The organism is uncultured Thermus sp. (assembly GCF_938010445.1).
Classification (GTDB): domain Bacteria; phylum Deinococcota; class Deinococci; order Deinococcales; family Thermaceae; genus Thermus; species Thermus altitudinis.
Window position 1 is genome coordinate 1 of the sequence record NZ_CALLUR010000167.1, and the last position, 19,160, is coordinate 19,160.

Consider the following 19,160-nt stretch of genomic DNA (forward strand, 5'->3'; position numbering starts at 1 on the left):
CCTGGAAGGCCAGGGCCAGGCTTTCCCAGGGAGGTTCCTTTTTGCGGTGGAGAAGGGGGTCCAGGGCCTCCTTGGCCCACTGGCTCACCAGCACCGGGAAGTCCAGCCCCGTCTCCAGGAAGTACGCCTCCGCCTCCCGCCAGGCCCCCTCGCTCCGGCGGAAAAAGGCGGAGAGGTCCTTGGGCGGCGGGGCCTCCGGCCAGAGGAAGCCGCTTACCACCCCCAGGAGCCAGGCCCCCCGGAGGTGCTTGGGCAAGGCCTGGGCCCCCCGGGCCACGTACCCCAGGGGGTCCTTGTGCAAAAGCTCCCGCGGGAGATGGGCCAGGGGGTCCTCCATGCCTTGAGTGTAAACCTGGTGTGGGGAAAAGTCCCGGGCCCCAGGATACCTTCCGTACCCCAGGGCCGGAAGGCCACGGGCTTAGCCCGCGGCCAGGGCGGGGAGCACGGCTCCGGGAATGAGGCCCAGCAGGATGAGAAGAAGCGCTACCCCCAGGGCCACGCTCCGGGCCCAGGGACGGGGGTGGGCCTCGGCAGCCCCCTTCTGGAACACGGCCAAGCCCAAGGCCAGATAGTAGTAGGCGCTCACCGCGCTGGTGAGGAGGGCCAGCACCAGGAGCCCCCACTGGCCTGCCTTGGCCGCTTCGCTGAAGACCAGGTACTTGCCCCAAAAGCCCGCCAGGGGAGGTAGGCCCAGGAGGGAGAGGGAGGACAGGAAAAGGCCCAGGCCGAGGAGAGGGTCCTGGTGGAAGAGGCCTTTGATCCGCTCTAGGGGCACCCGGTCGGGGGAGACCTCCGAGAGCACGGCGAAGGCCAGTCCCGTGGCCAGCACGTAGGTGAGGAGGTAGAAGCCCAAGGCCGTGGCGTTTCCCGTGTAGAGGGCCAAGGCCATGTACCCGGCGTGGGCGATGGAGCTATAGGCCAAAAGCCTTTTCGCCTCCTGCTGGCCCAAGGCGGCCAGGTTCCCCAGGATCACGGAGAGGGCGATGAGGAGGGTCAAGGCGTCGGGGACGCCCGGCGCGGCCACCCGAAGCAGGGCGGCAAAGGCGGCCGCCTTCACCCCCGTGGCCATGAAGAGCACCACCGGGGTGGGGCTACCCTGGTAGACGTCGGGGGTCCAGAAGTGGAAGGGGGCCAAGGCCACCTTGAAGCCCAGTCCCACCAGGAGGAGGCCCAGGGCGAGGGCGTAAAGGGGGCCTTCGCCAGGGGTCCCCGCCAAGAGGCTGCCCGTGGCCCCGTAGTGGAGGGCGGTGCCGTAGAGGAAGAAGGCGGCGGCCAAGGCCCCCAGGAGGAAGTACTTTAGGGCGGCTTCCAAACCTTCCCCTTTCCGCCAGGTGGCCAGGGCGTAAAGGGGGAGGGAAAGGGCCTCGAGGGCCACCAGCATCAGGATGAGGTTTTGGGTGGAGGCGAGAAGGTGCATCCCCAAGGCGGCGTAGAGGACCAGGAGGTAGAACTCAAAGCGCCGGCTCCGCACCAACCCCACGGTCCAGAGGGCTCCCAAAAGGGCCAGCAGGGTAAAGACCTGGGCGATGCCGTCCACCTGGTAGGGGCCAAGGGCGAAGGGCCTTCCCCAGGTGAGAAGGAGGGAAAGAAGGGCCAAGGAGAGCCCCAGGATGGTGAGCCGTTTGTAAAGGGGCACGGAAACGAAGAAGCCCAAAAGGGTAAGGGCCACGGAGAACACGGTGAGCACCATCAGGGTCATGCGCCACCTCCAAGGATCTTGGCGAAGGCCTCCGCCAGAGGCTCAAGGCCCTTTACGAAGAACCCGGGGAAGACGCCCATGAGGACCAAGGCGGCCACCGTCAGGAAGGCGAAGGGCCATTCCGCCCCCTTCAGGTCCTCCGCCCCCCTTGGACCCTCCTCCCAGAAGACCTTCTGGAAGGCGGTGAGGGCGTAGGCGGCCCCGGCGATCACCGAGAGGAAGGCGAGGGCGGTGAGCCAGGGGCTGGCCTTGTAGGCCCCAAGGAGGGTCATAAGCTCTCCCGGAAAGCCGGAAAGCCCCGGAAGCCCCACCATGGCCAGGAACAGGAAAAGGGCCAGGGCGCTCAGCCCGGGGGCGCTTTCGGCTAGGCCCCGGAAGCGCCCGATCTCCAGGGTGTGAAGCCTTTCGTAAAGCCTACCCGCCAAGAGGAAAAGCCCCCCCGTGTAGACCCCGCTGGCCGCCAGGAGGTAAAGCCCCCCCATGGCCCCTTCCGGGGTGCCGGAGAAGACCCCCAAGGCGGCCACCCCCATGTGGGAAACCCCGGCATAGGCCAAAAGGGTCTTGAAGTCCTTGGCGGAGAAGGCCACCCAGGCGCCATATAGGGCGGAGATGGCCGCCAGGAAGAGGAGAAGCCCCTGAAGTTCCGCAAATCCTCCCGGGGCTAAGGGGATGGCGAAGCGGAAAAAGGCGAAGACCCCCACCTTGTAGAGGGTGCCCATGGCGTCGGCGAGCCCCGAGGGATGGTTTTCCTGGTGGAAGAGGGGAAGCCAGGCGTGCAGGGGGAAAAGGGGTGTCTTGATGGCAAAGGCTAGGGCGAAGCCCAAAAACACCCAGAAGGCAACGCTTCCCCCCACCGGGTGGGCCAGGAGGTCCTCGAGGAGGAAGCTGGGGCTCCCCCCCAGGGCCTTCACCGCCAGAATGGCGGCCAGCATGGGCAGGGATCCCGCCAGGGTGAAGAGGAGGAAGGTGTAGAGGGCTTTATGCCGCCCCTCACCGCCATAGAAGAGGAGCATGAGGAGGGCGGGGATCAAGGCCGCTTCAAAGAACAGGTAGAAGACCAAAAGGTCCCGGGCGGCGAAAAGCCCCAGGAGAAGGCCGGACATGAGAAGGGCCAGGCCCAAGAACCGGCCTTCCACCTGGGCCACCAAAGCCCCCAGGAAGACGGTAAGGCCGATGGTGAGGAAGAAGAGGGCGGCAAGCCCATCCAGCCCAAAGGCCCAGTAAACCCCGAACCCCGGAAGCAAGGGAAGGGTTACCTCGTGGGCCATTCCGCCCGGGTGGGTGAGGAAGAGGTAGAGGTTGAGGAGGAAGCTTAACCCCGCCCCCCAAACCCCCAGGGTGCGGGGAAGGCCTAAAAGGAGGAGACCGCCCAAGAGAAGGGGTAAAAGAATCGCCAGGATTACCACCGCATCACCCCCAGTAGCAGCAAAGCGCCCAGCACGAAAAGAAGGGCATAAACCCTTAGGTAACCGGTCTGCAGCCGGGTGATCCCTTGGCCTAGGCTACGTACCCCCCCGCCCAGGCCGAAGTAGCCGCGCAGGAGGCTACGGTCCCCCAGGAAGAGGGCCTCCGCCAAGGCCTTCAAGGGGTTCACCAAAAGGGCGTTGTACACCCGGTCCGCATAGAAGCTTTCCCGGCTCCAGGCCTCAAAGGTGAGGTACCAGGCGGGGAAGGTTTTCCGTTGGAAGAAGGTGAAGCCCAGCCAGAGCCCCCCGAGGGCCACCACCCCCGAGAGGGCGATGAGGCCCCATTCCGCTCCCAAGGAGAGGTGGTGGGCCTCCACCTCCGCCAGGGTGGGCTTCAAGAAGGGCTCGAGGAGGTTGGGCAGGGGATGGGGCAGGGCCAGGTACCCGGCCAGCACCGAGCCCAGGGCCAAAAGGTGGTTGGGCCAGAGCATTACCGGAGGGGCCTCATGGGGATGGTGGTGCCCCCGCTCCTCCCCCAGAAAGACCAGGACGAACCAGCGCATGGCGTACATGGCGGTGAGCACCGCCACCAGTAGCGCCCCCAGGTAGAAGCCCAGGCCGCCGAAGGGGTAGGTGAGGGTGGCGGTGAGGATGGCGTCCTTGGACCAGAAGCCCGAGAGGAGGGGCAGGCCCCCTAAGGCCAGGGCCCCGATGAGCCCGTGCCAGCGGGTTAGGGGCAGGTGCTTCCAAAGCCCGCCCATCTTGCGCACATCCTGTTCCCCACCCAAGGCGTGGATCACGCTCCCCGAGGCCAGGAAGAGGAGGGCCTTGAAGAAGGCGTGGGTGAAGACGTGGAAGAGGGCCACCCAGTAGGCCCCTACCCCGGCGGCCAGGAACATGTACCCCAGCTGGCTGATGGTGGAGTAGGCCACGATCTTCTTGATATCGGTCTGGCCAAAGGCGGAAAGGGCCCCGTAGGCGGCCGTGATCAAGCCTATGACGGCGATGGTGTAGGAAACGTCGGGGAGGTTGGCGTAGAGGAAGGAGCTACGGGCGATGAGGTAGACCCCGGCGGTCACCATGGTGGCCGCGTGGATCAGGGCGGAAACCGGGGTGGGGCCGGCCATGGCGTCGGGAAGCCAGACCATGAGGGGCACCTGGGCGCTTTTCCCCACCGCCCCCAGGAAGAGGAGAAGGCCTGCCAGGGCCAGCAGGCTGGGGTTTTTCAAGGGGCCTTCCAGGGCTTCTTTGAGCTCGCTGATGGAAAGGGTGCCGTAAAGGGCAAAGAGGATGGCCATGCCCAGCATGAAGCCCAGGTCGCCGATGCGGTTCACGATGAAGGCCTTGCGGGCGGAGTCCGCATACTGGGCGTTTTTATACCAGAAGCCGATGAGGAGGAAGCTGGCCAATCCCACCCCCTCCCAGCCGATGAACATCACCGGGTAGCTGTCGGCCAGGACCAGGGTGAGCATCATGGCGATGAAGAGGTTGAAGTAGGCGAAGAAGCGGCTGTAGCCGGGATCCCCCCCCATGTAGCCGATGGCGTAGACGTGGATGAGGAACCCCACCCCGGTGACGATGAGGAGCATGAAGCCCGAGAGGTTGTCCAAAAGGAGGCTGAAGGGGATTCCCGGGAGCCATTCCGCCTCATACCGGGCCCCACCCGAAAGGAGAAGGCCCACCCCCACCAGAAAGGAGGCCAGGACCAGTAGGGAGGCGACCACCCCGGGTAGGGGTTCCTTCATCTGCTTGCCGAAAAGACCCAAAAGGGCAAAGCCCAAGAGGGGAAGGAGGATGGTCAGGAGAAGCATCTTCACCCCCTAAGCTCCGAAAGGTCGTCCACCGCGGTGCTCTCCCGTTGGCGGAAGATGGCCACGATGAGGCCGAGGCCCACCGCCACCTCGGCGGCGGCGATGGCGATCACCATGAGGGCCGCCACCTGGCCCTCCAGGCCGTAGGCCCGGGCGAAGCCCACCAGGGAGAGGTTGGCGGCGTTTAGCATGAGCTCAATGGAAAGGAAAACCAAAATGGCGGTCCTGCGGGTCAAGACCCCATAGACCCCCAAGGCGAAAAGCAGGGCGGAGGCCAATAGGTAACTCACCGCACCACCTCCTTTTCCTCCTTGCGCTCCTCGGGGCTCAGGGCATCCAGAGGCCTTGGCGGTTGCACCAGGGCCACCGCCACCACCGTGGCCGCCATGAGGAGGAAGCCCACCGCCAGAAGCACCAGGAGCCAGTCCCCGTAAAGGAGGGGCCCCAGGGCCTGGGGCAGGCCACCTTGGAGGTCCTTGGTGAAGGCCAGATTGAGGCCCCAAAGCCCCGAGAGGAGGACCAGGGCTACCCCCACGGAGAGGAGGGAGGCCAAGGGGCGGCTTCGCACCAGGGGGTCAAACCCCACCTCGCCCTGGGCGGCGTAGAGGAGCATGATGACGAAGAGGAAGAGGACCACGATGGCCCCTGCGTAGACGATGATCTGGATGAAACCCAGGAAGCGGGCCTCGAGGGCCACATAGAGCCCAGCCAATATGAGGAAGTTCCCGATGAGGGCCAAGGCGGCGTGGATGGCGTTTTTCAAGGTGACCACCAGGACCCCGGAGAAGAGGAGTAGGAGAAGGGCCAAGGCTTCCCAGGGGCTCATTTTCCGCCTCCTTTCGTGGGGGCCTTGAACCCCTCCAACTCGGGGCGGACATAGGGAACCACGTAGCCGGGCTTCACCGGTTTACCGGTGATCTTGGCCTCCCGGCGCTGGGGCTTGGTGCCCACCACGTCCACCAGCATGTCCTCCTTGCCGTAGATCAGGTCCGAGTACTCGTAGTCGGCCATTTCAAAGTCGTAGCCCAGCACGATGGCCCCGGTGGGGCAGGCCTCCTCGCAAAGCCCGCAGAAGATGCACCGGAGCATGTTGATCTCGTAGACCTTGGCATAGCGCTCCCCCGCGGAGACCGGGTTTTCCGGGTCGTTTTCCGCGGGCTCCACGTAGATGGCATAGGCCGGGCAGGCGGCGGCGCACAAGGAGCAGCCGATGCACTTCTCCAGGCCGTTGGGGTGGCGGGTGAGCACGTGGCGGCCGTGGAAGCGGGGCTTGAGGGCCACGGGGGCGTCGGGGTAGGGGACGGTCACCGGTTTGGAAAAGAGGTACTTGAGGGTGATGCCAAGGCTTTGGGCCAGGGCCTTTAGGGTCATGCGCCACCTCCTTTGCGGGCGGGTTTGGGGCTATACATCACCGCTCCCAGAAGGACCAAGAAGGCGGCCAAGGAGAGGTAGAGGAGGTAGGAGCGGGGAAGGTCCAGGGCCACCACCAAGGCGGTCACCAGGAACCAGACCAGGGCCACCGGGAAAAGGAAGCCCCAGCCGAAACGCAGAAGCTGATCGTAGCGTAACCGGAACCAGGTGGCCCGGATCCAGATGAAGAGGAAGAGGAAGAAGGCGATCTTGAGGAACATCCAGAGGTAGGGCACTTCCAGGAAGGGCATGGTCCAGCCCCCCAGGAAAAGGGTGGGGATAAGGGCGCTGGCGGTGATGAAGTGGATGTACTCGGTCATCTGGAAAAGGGCCCACTTGATGGAGCTGTACTCCGTGTGGTACCCCCCCACCAGCTCCTGCTCGGCCTCGGGCAGGTCAAAGGGGGTGCGGGCGGCTTCGGCCAAGGCGGCGATGCCGTAGATGAGGAAGGCGGGAAAGGCGTAAAGGGCCAGCCAACCGTGTTCCTTTTGCCAGTTCACGATGTCGTTCAGGTTGAGGCTTCCCACCAAGAGCACGGGGGAGAGGAGGGCGATACCCAGGCCCAGCTCGTAGGAGATGAGGCTGGCCGAGGAGCGCAAGGAGCCCAGGAGGCTATACTTGCTCCCCGAGGCCCAACCCGCCAGGAAGATGCCGTAGATGGCCATCTCGCCCACGGCGAAGAGGTAGAGAAGGCCCAGGTCCAGGTTCAAGACCCAGGGCTGGTAGCCGAAGAAGCTCCCTGGAGGGCCAAAGGGGATGGCCCCGAAGGCCAGGAGGGCGAAGACCACACCGATCAAGGGGGCTAGGACGAAGAGCACCTTGTCCGCCCGCTCCACCACCAGGTCTTCCTTGAAGATGCTCTTGATGGCATCGGCGATGGGCTGAAAGAGCCCCAAGGGCCCCACCCGGTTGGGGCCCAAGCGGATCTGGAAGCGGGCCAGGAGGCGGCGTTCGATCAGGGTCATGAAGGCGAAGGCGGTGAGAAGGCCCACCACCACCAAAAAAGCCTTCAGGGCCACCATCCAGTAGGGATCCAGGGGGTACGGGTTCATGCCTCACCTCCCGTGGGCACCAATACCTTGGCCTCCACCCTTCGCCCCGCAAAGGGGCCCATGGCGGAGAGGTAAAGGAAGCCCCTAGCCAGGTCCTCCCGGTGGACCACCTGGGCCCGCACGCTTCCTAAGGGGGTTTCCACCTCCACCCAGGCCCCTTCCAAAAGGGCCTCGGCCTTGGTGGTTTCCGGGTGGACCCAAAGCTCGGGGCGCACGGTTTCCTTCACCTTGCCGGTAAGCTGCCAGGCCTTCCACATGGTGGGCCTAAGGTAAAGCCTTCCCTCCTGGGCCTGGGGCCGGAGTTCCTTGGTGCGGTGGGAAAGGAGGCCCAAAGGAGGGGGTACCTTGCCCTTAAGGGCCTTTTCCGCCTCGAGGCCCAGCCTAAAGGGGGGCCGCACCCCCAGGGCCTCGGCCAGAAGGGCCAAAGCCTGCAAGGCCCCTTCCGCCTCGCCGCTATGGATGGGGGCGGGGTTTAAGGGGAGGACCCGGCCCTCCAGGTTCACCACCCGGCCCCGCTTCTCGTAGAAGGTGGGGGCGGGGAGGACCACGTCCGCATACCGCTCCGCCAGGGGATGGAGGTGGCTTAGGTGCATCAGGAGGAAGCGCTTGCCCTTTAGGGCGCTTTCCGGGGGCACGAAGCCGTAGTAGGCGTAGGGGCTTCCGGCCTCGTCCCAGCCCGCTCCCCTCTCCCCAGGCCACACCCCCAGGGCCTCGAGGCCCCGGGCATTGGCCGCCGGGGTCATGGCCAGGACCTTGGCCCCCTTGCGCTCGGCAAGGAGCCTGGCCCTTTCCGCGGCCACCGTATCCTGCAAGACCCCGGCCCCCAGGATGAGGACGGGGTTTTGGGCCTTCTCCCAGGCCTCCTTGGCCCGGGCCACCGCCTCCCCTCCCTCCTTATCCCCCAGAAGGGCCAGGAGGATTTCCCGCTCCTCCCCCGGGGCATGGACCTGGGCGATGCCGGCCCACTTCATGAGGGGCACCCGGTAGGGGGCGAAGAGGGCCAGCTTCTCGGTGCGGCGGGGCATCCTCTCCTTGATGGCAAGGTCGGCGAAGGGGGTGCCGTGGGCCAACCTGGGGGCGGGCCTTAGGTCCCGCACGAACTCGCTTAGGCGGAGGTGGAGGAGGGGGGCTTCCTCCGTGGGGTCCCCCAGGATGAGGGCCAAGTCGGCCCTTAGGAGGTCCTCAAGGGTGGCGGGCGGGAAGAGGCTTGCGGGGGCGGCGGTGCGGCCCTGGAAGTCCAGGTGGGGGGTGTTGAGGGCCCGGGCCAGCTCCGCGGCCATGAGGCCCTCCTCGAGGGTGGCGTCGTGGGGCAGGTATATCCCCACCTCTTCCTTTTTCGCCCCTTTGAGACCCTCCCGTAGGGCGGCCAAGGCCTCCTCCCAGCTGGCTTCCACCAGCCTCCCCCCTTTGCGCACCAGCGGATAGTGGACCCGGTTTTCGTCCGCCCATTCGTGCCCAAACCGGCCGGCATCGCAAAGCCAGATCTCGTTCACCTCGGGCACTTCCCGGGCCCGGATCCGGAGAAGCTCACCGCTTCGGGTGTCCGCGGTGATGCCGCACCCCAGGCTACACAGGGCGCAGTGGCTCGGGGTTTCCTCCATCTCCCAGTTGCGGGCCCGGAAGCGGGCGGTGAGGTCCAGCAGGGCCCCCACGGGGCAGATGTCGGTGATGTTCCCGGAAAACCCCGAGGGAAGCCCGAAGTCCATGGTGCCGATGAAGGTGTGCACCCCACGCTCAATGAAGTCCAGGACCTCGTCCCCCGGAATCTCCTCAAAGTAGCGCACGCAGCGCTTGCAGTGGATGCACCGCTCCCGGTCCAGGACCACGAAAGGGGATAGGGGGTGGTGCTTGTCCACGTGGCGGCGGGTGAACGCAAAGCGGGTATAGGTGGGTGGGGCCAGCGGGTCCTTTTGGTAATACTTCTCGTAAAGCCCGTACTCCACCGTACGGTCCTGAAGCTCACAGGCCCCGCCCTTGTCGCAGGTGGGGCAGTCCAAGGGGTGGTTGAGGAGGGTGAACTCCACCATCCCCGCTTGGGCCTCCCGCACCACCTCCGAGAGGGTGTCCACCACCATCCCGTCCGCCACGGCGGTGACGCAGCTGGCCGCCAGCTTGGGCTGCCAGGCGATCTCGGGCTCGCCTTGGTCGTTCAGAACCGGCTTGCCGTCTGGGCCCCTCTTGGGCAGGCCGATGCGCACCAGGCACATGCGGCAGGCCCCAATGGGGGAGAGGTGCTTTTCCGAGCAGAAAAGGGGCACGTCGTACCCCGCGTGGAAGACCGCGTCCATGACGCTGGTCCCCGGGGGCACCTCCACTGTGCGGTCGTTGACCTTGACCCTAACCACCTTCACCTCCAGAGGTTTACCCTGGGCACGGGCCTCTTTTCCCGCACCAGGGCCAGGTACTGGTCCTTGAAGTGCTTCAAGGAGCCCTTTACCGGCCACACCGCCGCATCCGCCAAGGGGCAGAAGCTCCGGCCCTCAATGAGGGGCAGGAGGGCCTCCAGGTTCTCCACGTCCTTTTCCTCTCCCTCCCCGGAGCCGATCTTGGCGAAGAGGTTCACCATGAAGCCCGCCACCCCTTCCCGGCAGGGGGTGCACTTGCCGCAGGACTCGTGGGCGTAAAAGCGGGTCACGTTCCACATGGCGTCCACCATGCTGACCCTTTCCGGTATGAGGATCACGCCCCCGGTGCCCAGCATGGAGCCCTTGGCCTGTAGGTGCTCATAGCTCATGGGGGTGTCCAGGATCTCCTCGGTGAAGGGCAAGGGGGGGGTGGAGGAGCCCCCGGGGATGAGGGCCTGGATGGGCTCCAAGGGGCCACCGGCCCAATCGTAGATGAGCTCCCGCAGGGTGGTTCCCATGGGAAGCTCATACACCCCCGGCCGCCTCACGGGCCCGGAGATCTGGTAGAGCTTCACCCCCTTGGACTGCTCCGTGCCCATGCTGGCGAACCAGTCGGCGCCCCGCTCCAGGATGGGCACCACCGCGGCCAGGGTTTCCACGTTGTTGATGGTGGTGGGCTTGCCCCAAAGCCCCGACTGGGCGGGGAAGGGGGGCTTAAGGCGGGGGTTGGCCCTCAGGCCCTCCAGGGAGTTCATGAGGGCGGTCTCCTCCCCGCAGATGTAGGCCCCGGCTCCCCGGTGCACGTGCACGTTAAAGGAAAAATCCGTGCCGAAGAGGTTATCCCCCAGGTAGCCCCGGGCGCGGGCCTCCCGGATGGCGGCCTCCAGCCGGTCCGCGGCCTTGCGATACTCCCCCCGCACGTAGATGTACCCCACCGTGGCCCTGATGGCGTAGCCCGCCAGGATCATGCCCTCGAGGAGCAGGTGGGGGACATCCTCCATGATGTACCGGTCCTTAAAGCTTCCCGGCTCGGACTCGTCGGCGTTGCAGATCAGGTAATGCTGCCTCCCATCCTTGGGCATGAAGCTCCACTTCACCCCCGTGGGGAAGCCTGCCCCGCCCCGGCCCCGGAGGCCCGAGCGCTTCACCTCCTCAATCACGTCCTCGGGTGTCTTCTCCTTGAGCACCCGCTTGGCGGTTTCGTACCCCCCGTGCTTCAGGTAGTAGTCCAGGGTCCAGCTTCCCTCCCGGCCCACGTGGGCGTAGAGGGTCCGTTCAAAGCGGGGGTCGCGTCCGGAAACGATGGGCCCGGTCATACCTCCACCTCGTGTACGTGGTGCCCGCATTTGCCGGGAAGCTCCACCTCCTCCAGGCGTTTGCCGGCCCTCAGGCCCGAAAGGAGGGCCTCGAGGCGGGCCCGGGTCACGCATTCCACATAGGGCTCGTCGTTCACCTGCACCACCGGAGCCGTGTGGCAGCTTCCCAGGCACTCCACCTTCTGCACGCTAAAAAGGCCATCCGGGGTTACCTCCCCTGGCCCGATGCCCAAGGTTTCCGTGAGGTAGTCCCAAAGCTCGTCGGCCCCGGCCAGCTTGCAGCTCAAGGTGGCGCAGACCTGGAGGTGGTAGCGCCCCGTGGGCACGAACTGGTAGTAGGAGTAAAAGCTGGCTACCCCCATGACCTCCGTGGCCGTGGTGCCCACCAGGTGGGCGATCTCCTCTACACGCTCCGGGCGGATCCAACCCTCCTCCTGTTGCACCCGCCTCAAGAGGGGCATGATGGCGGCGCGGCGTCCTTCCGGCGGGTATTTGGCAAAGGTTTCCGCTAGGAAATCCTGTTTGTCATCAAAGAATCCCATCTTCCCTCCCTATCGGTCCACGTCGCCCATGACGGGATCCAGGCTGGCAATGATGGCCACCATGTCGGGCACCTGCTCCCCCTTGCAGGCATAGGGAAGGCTTTGCAGGTTCACGAAGCTGGGGGCCCGCACCTTGACCCGGTAGGGCATGCTGCCTCCGTCGGAAACGATGTAATATCCCAGCTCCCCCCGGGCGGACTCCGTGGGCACGTACACCTCCCCCTTGGGGGGGTGGAAGCCCTCGGTGTAGTGCTTGAAGTGGTAGATGACCGCCTCCATGGAGGTTTCCAAAAGGTGCCTGGGGGGCGGGGTGATCTGGGGATTCGGGTCCCGCACCGGCCCCGGCTCCAGCCTCTCCAGGGCTTGCTGGATGATCTTCACCGACTCCCGCATCTCCCGGATGCGGATCAGCATGCGGTCAAAGACATCCCCGTGTTCCCCTAGGGGTACGTTAAACTGGTAGGTTTCGTAGCCCGCATAGGGATAGGCCTTGCGCACATCGTAGTTGACCCCGCTGGCCCGTAGGGAACCCCCGGTGAGGCCCAGGTTGATGGCCACCTCGGGGGGAATCACCCCCACCCCCCGGGCCCGTTCGTAGAAGATGGGGCTTTCTGCGAAAAGGGCCTCGTACTCGTCTATGCGGTGGGGCAGAACCTGCAAAAGCTTCCTGAGTTCGGGCACGAACTCCTCGGGCAGGTCCTCCTTGACCCCGCCGATGCGGATGTAGTTGTGGTGGAAGCGCTGGCCCGTGACCCACTCAAAGAGGTCCAGGATGGTTTCCCGCTCGCGGAAGGCGTAGAAGAAGGGGGTAAGGGCTCCGAGGTCCAGCAGGCCCGTCCCCAGGAAGACCAGGTGGCTGGCCAGGCGGGAGAGCTCGTTCAGGATGATGCGGATGGTTTCGGCCCTGGGGGGCACCACCGCCCCCACCAGCTTCTCCACCGCCAGGGCGTAGGCCAGGTCGTGGGCGAAGGAGTGGAGGTAGTCCATCCGGGGCGTATACGTGATCACCTGGGTATACGTCCGGTTCTCCATGTTTTTCTCAAACCCGGTGTGGAGGTAACCGATGTGGGGAACCAGGTCCAGAACCTCTTCCCCCGAGAGGGTCACCACCACCCGCAAGACCCCGTGGGTGGAGGGGTGCTGGGGGCCCACGTTGAGGGTCATCACCTCGGTGCGGAGTTCTTTGGGCTCCTCCGTCACCGGGGGGTCCAGGTCCAGGTAGTCCTTCATTTGACCTCCTTGGCCTTGGTGAGATCGGCCCAAAGGGCCCGGTATCCTTTGCGGCTACCCCCCCGGTACATGGTGAGGCCGGGGTTTTTGCCGGTTAGGGCGGCCCGGAACTCGCTGGGCACGATAAACCTCCCCTCGCGGAAGAGGGTGGGGGTTTCCCCTAGGGGGAAGTCCTTGCGCAGGGGGTGGCCCTCGAGGTCCTCCGGGGTCAGGATCTTGCGCAGGTCGGGGTGTCCTTCAAACACGATGCCAAAAAGGTCGTACACCTCCCTTTCCAAGAAGTTCGCGCTTCCCCAGAGGTGGGTGACGGTGGGGAGGCGGGGGTCCTTTTCCGGCACGTAGACCCGGACGAAGAACCGGCTCCCATCCCCATCCCCCCACCCCGGCAGGGAAACCAGCTCGTAGACCACAGCAAAGCGCTCCGGGCGAGGGTCCGGGTATTCCAGGTAGTCCAGGCCCACGATGTCCGCCAGGTAGTTGAAGCCCAGGGCCTTGTAGTGGGCCATTGCCTCCTTGAAGGCCTCCCGGGGCACCACCACCCAGAGGTTGCCCAGGCCGTTGTCCTCTATGGCGTAGCCCTGGGCCCGGGCTTCTTCCAGCACCCTATCCAGCCTCATACCTCACCCCCTGGTGCGCTTCCAGGCGGCCACGGGGGGCAGTTTCTCGCCCCTTTCGTTCACCGCCTGGCCCCGCACCCTTTTCTGTAACTGCATCACCGCATAGATGAGGGCCTCGGGGCGCGGAGGGCAACCGGGGACGTAGACGTCCACCGGCACCACCGAGTCCACGTTCTGCACGATGGCGTAGTTGTTGAACATGCCCCCCGAGCTGGCGCAGGCCCCCATGGAGATCACCCACTTAGGGTCGGGCATCTGCTCCCAGACCCGGCGCATCACCGGGGCCATCTTCTTGGAAAGCCGGCCCGCCACGATCATCACGTCCGCCTGGCGGGGGCTTGCCCGGAAAACCTCGCTCCCGAAGCGGGCTAGGTCGTTCCTGGCGTCGGTGGAGGCCATCATCTCAATGGCGCAGCAGGCCAGACCAAAGGTGGCGGGCCAAAGGGAGTTGGACCTTCCCCAGGCCACCAGCTTCTCCAGGGTGGTGAAGAGGATGCCCTCCCGCTCCAGCTCCTGGACATCCCGCTCAAAGAGGTCCTTCAGTGCCACCGCATCACCCCCTTCCACCACTCGTAGAGGAAGCCCACGAAGAGGAGCAGGCTAAAGCCCGCCACGCCCAAGAAGCCGTAAAGGCCGAGCCCCCCTGCGCTGACCGCATAGGGCCACAGGAAGGCCACCTCCACGTCAAAGAGGATGAAGAGCATGGCCACCACATAGAAGTGCACGGGGAAGCGCTTGACCTCCCCCGCGGGGTCATTCCCTGACTCGTAGGGCATCAGCTTGGCCCGGCCCGGCTTCTTGGGACCGAGGAGAGCCCCCACCACCAGGGCCGCCACCCCGATGAAAAGGGCCACCCCCAGATAGATCAGGATGTTCACATACTCCGCTATTGGCGCCAAGGTCCCCTCCTTTCGTGCCTCTTGTCACGAGGAGGAAGCCCAAGACCCCCGGGCCCCCTCCTCATTTCCCGCCCATCTTATCACCCCTATCTTGGGACAAATGGGCCAGGCTACACCAGGGGGGTGGCTAATCGGTGTAGGACCTTTGGTTATCGGTTGCAAGCACCCTACACCCCTGTGTAAAGAGCCTCTCTAAGCCGCTGAAACTGGCCTAGGTCTAAGGCCTCGGCCCGCACCTCTGGGGGTAGGCCCAGGCTCCTGAGGGCCTCCTCTACCTTTTCCTTGGGGTAGCCTGCGGCAGAAAGGGCGTTTTTTAGGGTTTTGCGCCGTTGGGCGAAGGCGGCTTCCAGGAGCCGGAAGAGCTGGGGGTCGTCGGGCACCTTTCGGGGCCTGAGGCGGACCAGGCTGCTTTGCACCTTGGGGGGCGGGAAGAAGGCCCCTGGGGGGAGGTCAAAAAGCTTTTCCGCCTGGGCATGGTAGGCCACCCGCAGGGAGAGGAGGCCATAGGCAGGGGTGTTGGGCCGGGCCACCATGCGCTCGGCCACCTCTTTTTGCACCAGGAAGACCAGGCGGGCGAAGCGCCCGCTTTGCAAGAGCCGGGTGATGAGGGGGGTGGCGATGTTGTAGGGGAGGTTGGCCACCAGAAGGCTTCCTTCCGGTACCCCTTCCCAGGGGAACTCGAGGGCATCGGCGAAGACCAAGGTCACGGGCAGGCCCCTTAGGGTTTCCTCCAGCAGGGGCCTTAGCCGCAGGTCCTTTTCTATCGCCGTGACCTGGGCCCCAGCCTCCGCCAGGGCGCGGGTGAGGACCCCAAGGCCAGGTCCCACCTCGTAGACGGGCCCGGTGAAGGGCTTGGCCGCCTCCACGATGCGCCTTAGGTGGGCCTCCGAGACCAGGAAGTTCTGCCCCAGGCGCTTGTCGGCGAAAAGCCCATGGCGCTGCAGCAACTCCCGCACCCCTTTGGGGGAAAGCAAGTCTTTAAGCATGGTTCAGGCGTTTCACCCGGGGGCGCAAGGGGTCTTCTTTGGGGAAGAGCTCCAGGTACTCCCCCAGGTCCAGGGCGTCAATGAGGGCGAAGCGTTCCTTTAGGAGGATGCCTTGCTTCATGGGCACGTGGCCGTACACGCCAAAGCGGTAGCCCATGCGCTCCACGTAGTCCGGGGTGCGGAACCACCAGGTCTTGGGCTCGCTTTGGGCGTAGAAGAGTTCGTCGTACTCCTGGAGCCAGGGCACGGGGCCCACGTGGGCGAAGTGCACCCCGTGGAAGACCACCTCCCGGGGGAAGCCCGCCATCCAGGCCCTTAGGGCCTGGGGAAGGGAGCGCCCCCCGTGCTCGGGGTGGAACTCCAGGTGCTTGAGGTGCTGGTTTCCCAGGATGGGCTCCCCTCTCAGCACCGCCTCGTCGTGGTTGCCCAGGAGGATGGTCACCTGTCCCTGGGCGGCTTCCTGGAAGGCCTTGATCCGGTAGAGTTCCCGGATCTGGGCCCCCGCGGCCAGGCGCAGGTGGTGGGGGTCTTGGGGGTCAAAGGGGCTAAGCCCCGTGAGGCGCTCGTAACCCCTGGGGGTTTTGGGGTGGACCAGGTCCCCCAGGAGGACCAGGTGGGTCCTTCCCGAAACCAGCTCCTCCGTGGGCCTAAGGCCGGGGTCGGCCAACCCCTCCGCCTTCAGGATGCGCCAGAGGGTGGGGAAGTCGGCGTGGAGGTCCCCGACGGCGATGATCCTCATCCCTTGAGCAGGGCCCTGAGCTCCCCGTAAAGGCGTTTGGTCTCCTCGAGGGTTTTGCCGTAGCCCCCGTATTTGGTGACGATTTTGGCGGCTTCCTTGCCCAGCCCCTTCTCCTTAAGCCTTTCCAGGAGCTGGTCAATGAGCCGGTAGGCCTCGGGTTTTTCCTCTTCCGGCGGGGCTTCTTCCCCTGGGGGTTCGGGGAGCCTGGGCGGAGTAAAGCGTCCTTTTTCCGGGTCGTAGTCCACCCACTGCTTTTCCAGGCGGTAGAGGTAGCGGCCTACCCCGAACTTCACCGCCGCCCGCTTTAGGGCATCGGAGAAGGCCGCCTTTAGGGAATCCCCTTCCCCCACGTCCTCCTTGGTCACCCCCAGGACCGTGAGGCGGCACTTCACCTCCACCAGGCGTTCGCGCCGCTCCCCCCGCTCGTCCTTGACCGTGCGTTCGGCATCGGCCAGGACCTCGTAGGCATCCTGCCAGCCCTCAGGGCCCACCGCCCGGTCCAAGCGGTCCAGGACGGTGCGGGCGTCCACGTAGGGGACCACCAGGGCCCTCTTTTTGTCGCGGGAGAGGGCTTCTATGCGCCACTGCACCTCGCCGGGGGGGAAGGGTTCGGAGAGTTTCTGCCAAACTTCGTCCATAGTTAAAGTGTACTTTAGGCTACCCTCAGGGGTTAGGGGGAAGGATGGGCTAAGCTAGGCTTATGCGCAGGATCCTGGGAATGCTCCCCTTGCTGCTTCTGGCCTGGGCCCTCGAGGTCGGCCCCACCCCCTCTTTGGAGCTTCGCATCAGCGCCAGCCTCTCCTTCAACCTCTTCCCTCAGGCGGTGGTGGTGGAGCGCCTTCCGGAGCCCCAAGGGATGGTGGTGGTCTACCGTTACTCCCAGGCGGAGGCTATCTTCCGCTACCACGACGAGGACCTTCGCCGCCGGGGCTGGGTGCGGGTGAAGTACGAGGTGAAAAAGGATGAGTGGAAGGCGGAGTACAAAAAGGGCAAGGCCAAGGCCAAGCTTTCCGTGAAGGACAAGAAGGGCCGGGTGGAGGTCCGCCTCAAGGAAGGGGACTAGACAAGGCCAAGGCCCCCGGCTACCATATAGGGCGCGTGGGGCCGTGGCGCAGCTGGGAGCGCGCCTGAATCGCACTCAGGAGGTCACGGGTTCGAGTCCCGTCGGCTCCACCAGCAAAGCCTCCCGCCTGAAGGCGGGAGGCTTTCTTGCTACCGGCTTTCCAGAAGCCAGTTCACCAGGGCGTTGACCACGTCGTTTTCCGCCAGGAGCTCGGGGGCTTCCAACACCGCCTGGAAAAAGGCCTTTACCATCTCCGGGGATGGGCTTTGCAGGAGGCTTTGCACGCTTTTACCGGCGTAGGGGCCTTGGGCCAGGGGAGCGGTGAGGCGCTCTCCCGTGGCCAGGGGGGCGGCTTGCCTTAGGGCCTCCAGGGTCCTTTCCACGAGGAGGCGGTCCCCCTCAGGGCCCAACGCTTCTTTGGCGGTAAGCAGAAGGGCCCCATCCAAGTCCCGCACCTCCAGGCCCAAGGCATAGAGCTTGCGGGCCAGGCTTTCCGGCCCCACCTCCAGGGGAATGGCCACCTGGGCTTGGCCGTAGCGGACCTCCAGGAGATACCGCCCGGGCTCGGGCAGGGTGACGGCGGGGGCTACCTCCTCGAGGGCCGCGGTGAGGGGTGGGAAGCCCAAGGGCTTTTTCTCCTGGGCCAGGAGGGTTCCTTGCCGGTAGAGGAGGGTTTCCAGCTCCCCGCGCGGCAGGTAAGGGTGGGCGCTGAGCCTTACCTCGGGGAAAACGGCTTCCCCGGCGCGGAAGGGCCGGGCCTCCAGGTCCCCGGGGATCAGGGAAAGCCGCTTCACCTCCAAAACCAGCCCCCCTTCTCCCCGGTCCAGGGCCCTCTTTGCCGCCTGGGCCAGGGGATGCCGGGGGTGGGTTTCCACGAAGGCTTGGTACAGGGCTTTGGCCGGAAGCCCTGCCCGCTCCGAAAGGTAGGCCCGGAAGAAGAGGGCCAGGGGTTCCTGGCGCTCCTCCAGGTCCTTTAAGGCCTCGGGGAAGTCCTCCCCCTCGTCTAGCCGCAGGGCCCGGTCGTAGGCGGCCTTGGCCCCCAGGTAGTCCCCGTGGATGGCCTTAAAAAGCCCCAGGTTGTAGTAGGCGGTGGCGTTAGGCCTTAAGGCCACCGCCCGCTGGGAGGCCAGGATGGCCCGGGGGATGTCCCCCGTGAGGTAGTAGGCCCAGCCCAGGTTGGTCCAGTAGAGCCAGTAATCCGGCCTGAGCCTGAGGGCCTTCAGCAGGGCATCCCTGGCCTCCTCCCCCTTGCCCTCGTGGAAGGCGGCAAAGCTCACCTCCTCCCAGGCCAGGGGAAGCTCGGGGAAGGCCTGGGCTAGGCTGCGGGCCGACTCCTTCCAGCGCGGGTCCTCGAGGGCCCTCAGGACCAAGTGGGCGGCGGTCCGCTGCAAAACATCTCCCTGGAGCAGGGCCTCCGCCTGCTTGAGGGCCTCTTCCCGCTTCCCTTGGGAGAGGAGGAAGAAGGCTTGGTACGCCGGGGGGAGTTTCCCTTGCCAAAGGAGGAGCAGCCTTTCCGGTAAAAGCCCTTGCAAAAGGCCGGCTCCACGCCCCTCCTTTAGGTCCAAGGCGGACTGGTGTAAGGGGTCAGGGTTCTGCCCTTGGGCAAGGCTTCTCAGCGCCTCCTCAGGTGGGCTAGGGCTGGGCAAGGGGACCCACTTGGGAGCCAGGCCCTCCCCCTGCAGCCAAAGCCAGGCCAGGCTTGGGGTGGCAAAAAGCCCCTCCTTGACCCCGTCCTTGCGGGCCAAAAAAAGCCTTAGGCCCCTTTCCTCCTCTTTGCCCAGGAGAACCCAATCGGCCCCGGTGGCTGCTTGGGCCAATCGGGCCCCGGCCTTGGTGTAAAGCCCCCCGGCCAGGTCGTAGCTGCCTTGCCAGGGGAGGTCGGGAAGGAGAAGGGCCAGGAGGGTGGGGGGAGGGGCCTTAAGGCCCTCCGCGAAAGCCTGGGCCCGGCGGAAGCCCTCGGGGCCTTCAAAGGGCAGGACCAGCCCCTGGGCTAATCCCAGTCCCAGGAGGAGGAAAAGGGCCAGAAAGCGTGGGATGGCCATGGA

General features: G+C 65.5%; 20 protein-coding genes and 1 tRNA gene. 2 read left to right on the forward strand and 19 right to left on the reverse strand.

All coding sequences use genetic code 11. The features are described 5' to 3' along the window. The 18 genes from Q0693_RS09165 to Q0693_RS09250 form a co-directional block, all read right to left on the reverse strand. Positions 1 to 337, reverse strand: a 337-nt coding sequence (locus Q0693_RS09165) for a hypothetical protein (protein WP_298631030.1), incomplete at its 3' end; no start/stop codon positions are given. 81 nt (positions 338 to 418) lie between these two features. Beyond that, positions 419 to 1,699 (reverse strand): NADH-quinone oxidoreductase subunit N, encoded by a 1,281-nt coding sequence (locus Q0693_RS09170; RefSeq protein WP_298631032.1) that lies wholly within the window; start codon positions 1,697 to 1,699, stop codon positions 419 to 421. After that, positions 1,696 to 3,105, reverse strand: a complete 1,410-nt coding sequence (locus Q0693_RS09175) for an NADH-quinone oxidoreductase subunit M (RefSeq protein ID WP_298631035.1) — start codon at positions 3,103 to 3,105, stop codon at positions 1,696 to 1,698. Before Q0693_RS09175 ends, Q0693_RS09170 begins: the two co-directional genes overlap by 4 nt. Next, positions 3,099 to 4,916, reverse strand: a complete 1,818-nt coding sequence (gene nuoL / locus Q0693_RS09180) for an NADH-quinone oxidoreductase subunit L (protein ID WP_243030071.1) — start codon at positions 4,914 to 4,916, stop codon at positions 3,099 to 3,101. Before nuoL ends, Q0693_RS09175 begins: the two co-directional genes overlap by 7 nt. A gap of 2 nt (positions 4,917 to 4,918) precedes the next feature. Further along, a complete protein-coding gene (nuoK, locus tag Q0693_RS09185; protein ID WP_114313815.1) occupies positions 4,919 to 5,206 on the reverse strand; it encodes an NADH-quinone oxidoreductase subunit NuoK in 288 nt (95 codons plus the stop codon). Further along, positions 5,203 to 5,742: an NADH-quinone oxidoreductase subunit J gene (locus Q0693_RS09190; protein WP_298631041.1), complete on the reverse strand. Its 540-nt coding sequence runs from the start codon at positions 5,740 to 5,742 to the stop codon at positions 5,203 to 5,205. The genes nuoK and Q0693_RS09190 overlap by 4 nt, the downstream gene beginning before the upstream one ends. After that, positions 5,739 to 6,287, reverse strand: coding sequence for an NADH-quinone oxidoreductase subunit NuoI (gene nuoI, locus Q0693_RS09195; protein WP_114313817.1), 549 nt, complete (start codon positions 6,285 to 6,287; stop codon positions 5,739 to 5,741). The genes Q0693_RS09190 and nuoI overlap by 4 nt, the downstream gene beginning before the upstream one ends. Next, positions 6,284 to 7,378, reverse strand: a complete 1,095-nt coding sequence (gene nuoH, locus Q0693_RS09200; protein WP_298631046.1) for an NADH-quinone oxidoreductase subunit NuoH — start codon at positions 7,376 to 7,378, stop codon at positions 6,284 to 6,286. The genes nuoI and nuoH overlap by 4 nt, the downstream gene beginning before the upstream one ends. Further along, entirely contained in the window at positions 7,375 to 9,723 is a 2,349-nt protein-coding gene (gene nuoG, locus Q0693_RS09205; RefSeq protein WP_298631092.1) for an NADH-quinone oxidoreductase subunit NuoG, read from the reverse strand. The genes nuoH and nuoG overlap by 4 nt, the downstream gene beginning before the upstream one ends. Before the next feature lie 2 nt (positions 9,724 to 9,725). Beyond that, positions 9,726 to 11,039 (reverse strand): NADH-quinone oxidoreductase subunit NuoF, encoded by a 1,314-nt coding sequence (gene nuoF / locus Q0693_RS09210; RefSeq protein WP_298631049.1) that lies wholly within the window; start codon positions 11,037 to 11,039, stop codon positions 9,726 to 9,728. Beyond that, positions 11,036 to 11,581: an NADH-quinone oxidoreductase subunit NuoE gene (nuoE, locus tag Q0693_RS09215; protein WP_243030074.1), complete on the reverse strand. Its 546-nt coding sequence runs from the start codon at positions 11,579 to 11,581 to the stop codon at positions 11,036 to 11,038. The genes nuoF and nuoE overlap by 4 nt, the downstream gene beginning before the upstream one ends. A 9-nt stretch (positions 11,582 to 11,590) precedes the next feature. Beyond that, a complete protein-coding gene (nuoD, locus tag Q0693_RS09220; RefSeq protein WP_243030075.1) occupies positions 11,591 to 12,811 on the reverse strand; it encodes an NADH dehydrogenase (quinone) subunit D in 1,221 nt (406 codons plus the stop codon). After that, complete coding sequence (locus Q0693_RS09225) at positions 12,808 to 13,428, reverse strand: NADH-quinone oxidoreductase subunit C (protein ID WP_298631053.1); 621 nt, start codon at positions 13,426 to 13,428, stop codon at positions 12,808 to 12,810. The genes nuoD and Q0693_RS09225 overlap by 4 nt, the downstream gene beginning before the upstream one ends. 3 nt (positions 13,429 to 13,431) lie before the next feature. Continuing rightward, on the reverse strand, positions 13,432 to 13,977 hold the full coding sequence (locus Q0693_RS09230; protein ID WP_114313823.1) for an NADH-quinone oxidoreductase subunit B: 546 nt from the start codon (positions 13,975 to 13,977) through the stop codon (positions 13,432 to 13,434). Continuing rightward, positions 13,968 to 14,327, reverse strand: a complete 360-nt coding sequence (locus tag Q0693_RS09235; protein ID WP_243030078.1) for an NADH-quinone oxidoreductase subunit A — start codon at positions 14,325 to 14,327, stop codon at positions 13,968 to 13,970. The genes Q0693_RS09230 and Q0693_RS09235 overlap by 10 nt, the downstream gene beginning before the upstream one ends. 167 nt (positions 14,328 to 14,494) lie before the next feature. Next, positions 14,495 to 15,313 carry a 16S rRNA (adenine(1518)-N(6)/adenine(1519)-N(6))-dimethyltransferase RsmA gene (gene rsmA / locus Q0693_RS09240; RefSeq protein WP_298631058.1) on the reverse strand — a complete coding sequence of 273 codons (819 nt, stop codon included), beginning with the start codon at positions 15,311 to 15,313 and terminating at the stop codon, positions 14,495 to 14,497. Continuing rightward, positions 15,306 to 16,052, reverse strand: a complete 747-nt coding sequence (locus Q0693_RS09245) for a metallophosphoesterase (protein WP_243030080.1) — start codon at positions 16,050 to 16,052, stop codon at positions 15,306 to 15,308. The genes rsmA and Q0693_RS09245 overlap by 8 nt, the downstream gene beginning before the upstream one ends. Beyond that, complete coding sequence (locus Q0693_RS09250) at positions 16,049 to 16,690, reverse strand: Rad52/Rad22 family DNA repair protein (RefSeq protein ID WP_298631061.1); 642 nt, start codon at positions 16,688 to 16,690, stop codon at positions 16,049 to 16,051. The genes Q0693_RS09245 and Q0693_RS09250 overlap by 4 nt, the downstream gene beginning before the upstream one ends. A 62-nt stretch (positions 16,691 to 16,752) precedes the next feature. Between Q0693_RS09250 and Q0693_RS09255 the strand changes: the two genes are divergently transcribed. After that, complete coding sequence (locus Q0693_RS09255) at positions 16,753 to 17,115, forward strand: hypothetical protein (RefSeq protein ID WP_298631064.1); 363 nt, start codon at positions 16,753 to 16,755, stop codon at positions 17,113 to 17,115. Between the two features lie 37 nt (positions 17,116 to 17,152). Further along, a tRNA-Ala gene (locus tag Q0693_RS09260) sits at positions 17,153 to 17,228 on the forward strand. Positions 17,229 to 17,264: 36 nt separating this feature from the next. On the opposite strand, the gene Q0693_RS09265 is transcribed toward Q0693_RS09260, so the two are convergent. Then, the gene (locus Q0693_RS09265; RefSeq protein WP_298631066.1) at positions 17,265 to 19,157 is read right to left on the reverse strand and encodes a tetratricopeptide repeat protein; all 1,893 of its coding nucleotides are present in this window, start codon (positions 19,155 to 19,157) and stop codon (positions 17,265 to 17,267) included. Positions 19,158 to 19,160 lie beyond the last annotated feature (3 nt).

Excerpts from the sequence above, each read along its gene's own strand:
- Q0693_RS09265 (WP_298631066.1), bottom strand. The coding sequence starts at position 19,157 with ATGGCCATCCCACGCTTTCTGGCCCTTTTCCTCCTCCTGGGACTGGGA.
- Q0693_RS09170 (WP_298631032.1), bottom strand. The coding sequence starts at position 1,699 with ATGACCCTGATGGTGCTCACCGTGTTCTCCGTGGCCCTTACCCTTTTG.
- nuoH (WP_298631046.1), bottom strand. The coding sequence starts at position 7,378 with ATGAACCCGTACCCCCTGGATCCCTACTGGATGGTGGCCCTGAAGGCT.
- Q0693_RS09255 (WP_298631064.1), top strand. The coding sequence starts at position 16,753 with ATGCGCAGGATCCTGGGAATGCTCCCCTTGCTGCTTCTGGCCTGGGCC.
- Q0693_RS09245 (WP_243030080.1), bottom strand. The coding sequence starts at position 16,052 with ATGAGGATCATCGCCGTCGGGGACCTCCACGCCGACTTCCCCACCCTC.
- nuoF (WP_298631049.1), bottom strand. The coding sequence starts at position 11,039 with ATGACCGGGCCCATCGTTTCCGGACGCGACCCCCGCTTTGAACGGACC.
- Q0693_RS09250 (WP_298631061.1), bottom strand. The coding sequence starts at position 16,690 with ATGGACGAAGTTTGGCAGAAACTCTCCGAACCCTTCCCCCCCGGCGAG.
- nuoD (WP_243030075.1), bottom strand. The coding sequence starts at position 12,811 with ATGAAGGACTACCTGGACCTGGACCCCCCGGTGACGGAGGAGCCCAAA.
- rsmA (WP_298631058.1), bottom strand. The coding sequence starts at position 15,313 with ATGCTTAAAGACTTGCTTTCCCCCAAAGGGGTGCGGGAGTTGCTGCAG.
- Q0693_RS09190 (WP_298631041.1), bottom strand. The coding sequence starts at position 5,742 with ATGAGCCCCTGGGAAGCCTTGGCCCTTCTCCTACTCCTCTTCTCCGGG.
- nuoI (WP_114313817.1), bottom strand. The coding sequence starts at position 6,287 with ATGACCCTAAAGGCCCTGGCCCAAAGCCTTGGCATCACCCTCAAGTAC.
- nuoE (WP_243030074.1), bottom strand. The coding sequence starts at position 11,581 with ATGGGATTCTTTGATGACAAACAGGATTTCCTAGCGGAAACCTTTGCC.
- nuoL (WP_243030071.1), bottom strand. The coding sequence starts at position 4,916 with ATGCTTCTCCTGACCATCCTCCTTCCCCTCTTGGGCTTTGCCCTTTTG.
- Q0693_RS09225 (WP_298631053.1), bottom strand. The coding sequence starts at position 13,428 with ATGAGGCTGGATAGGGTGCTGGAAGAAGCCCGGGCCCAGGGCTACGCC.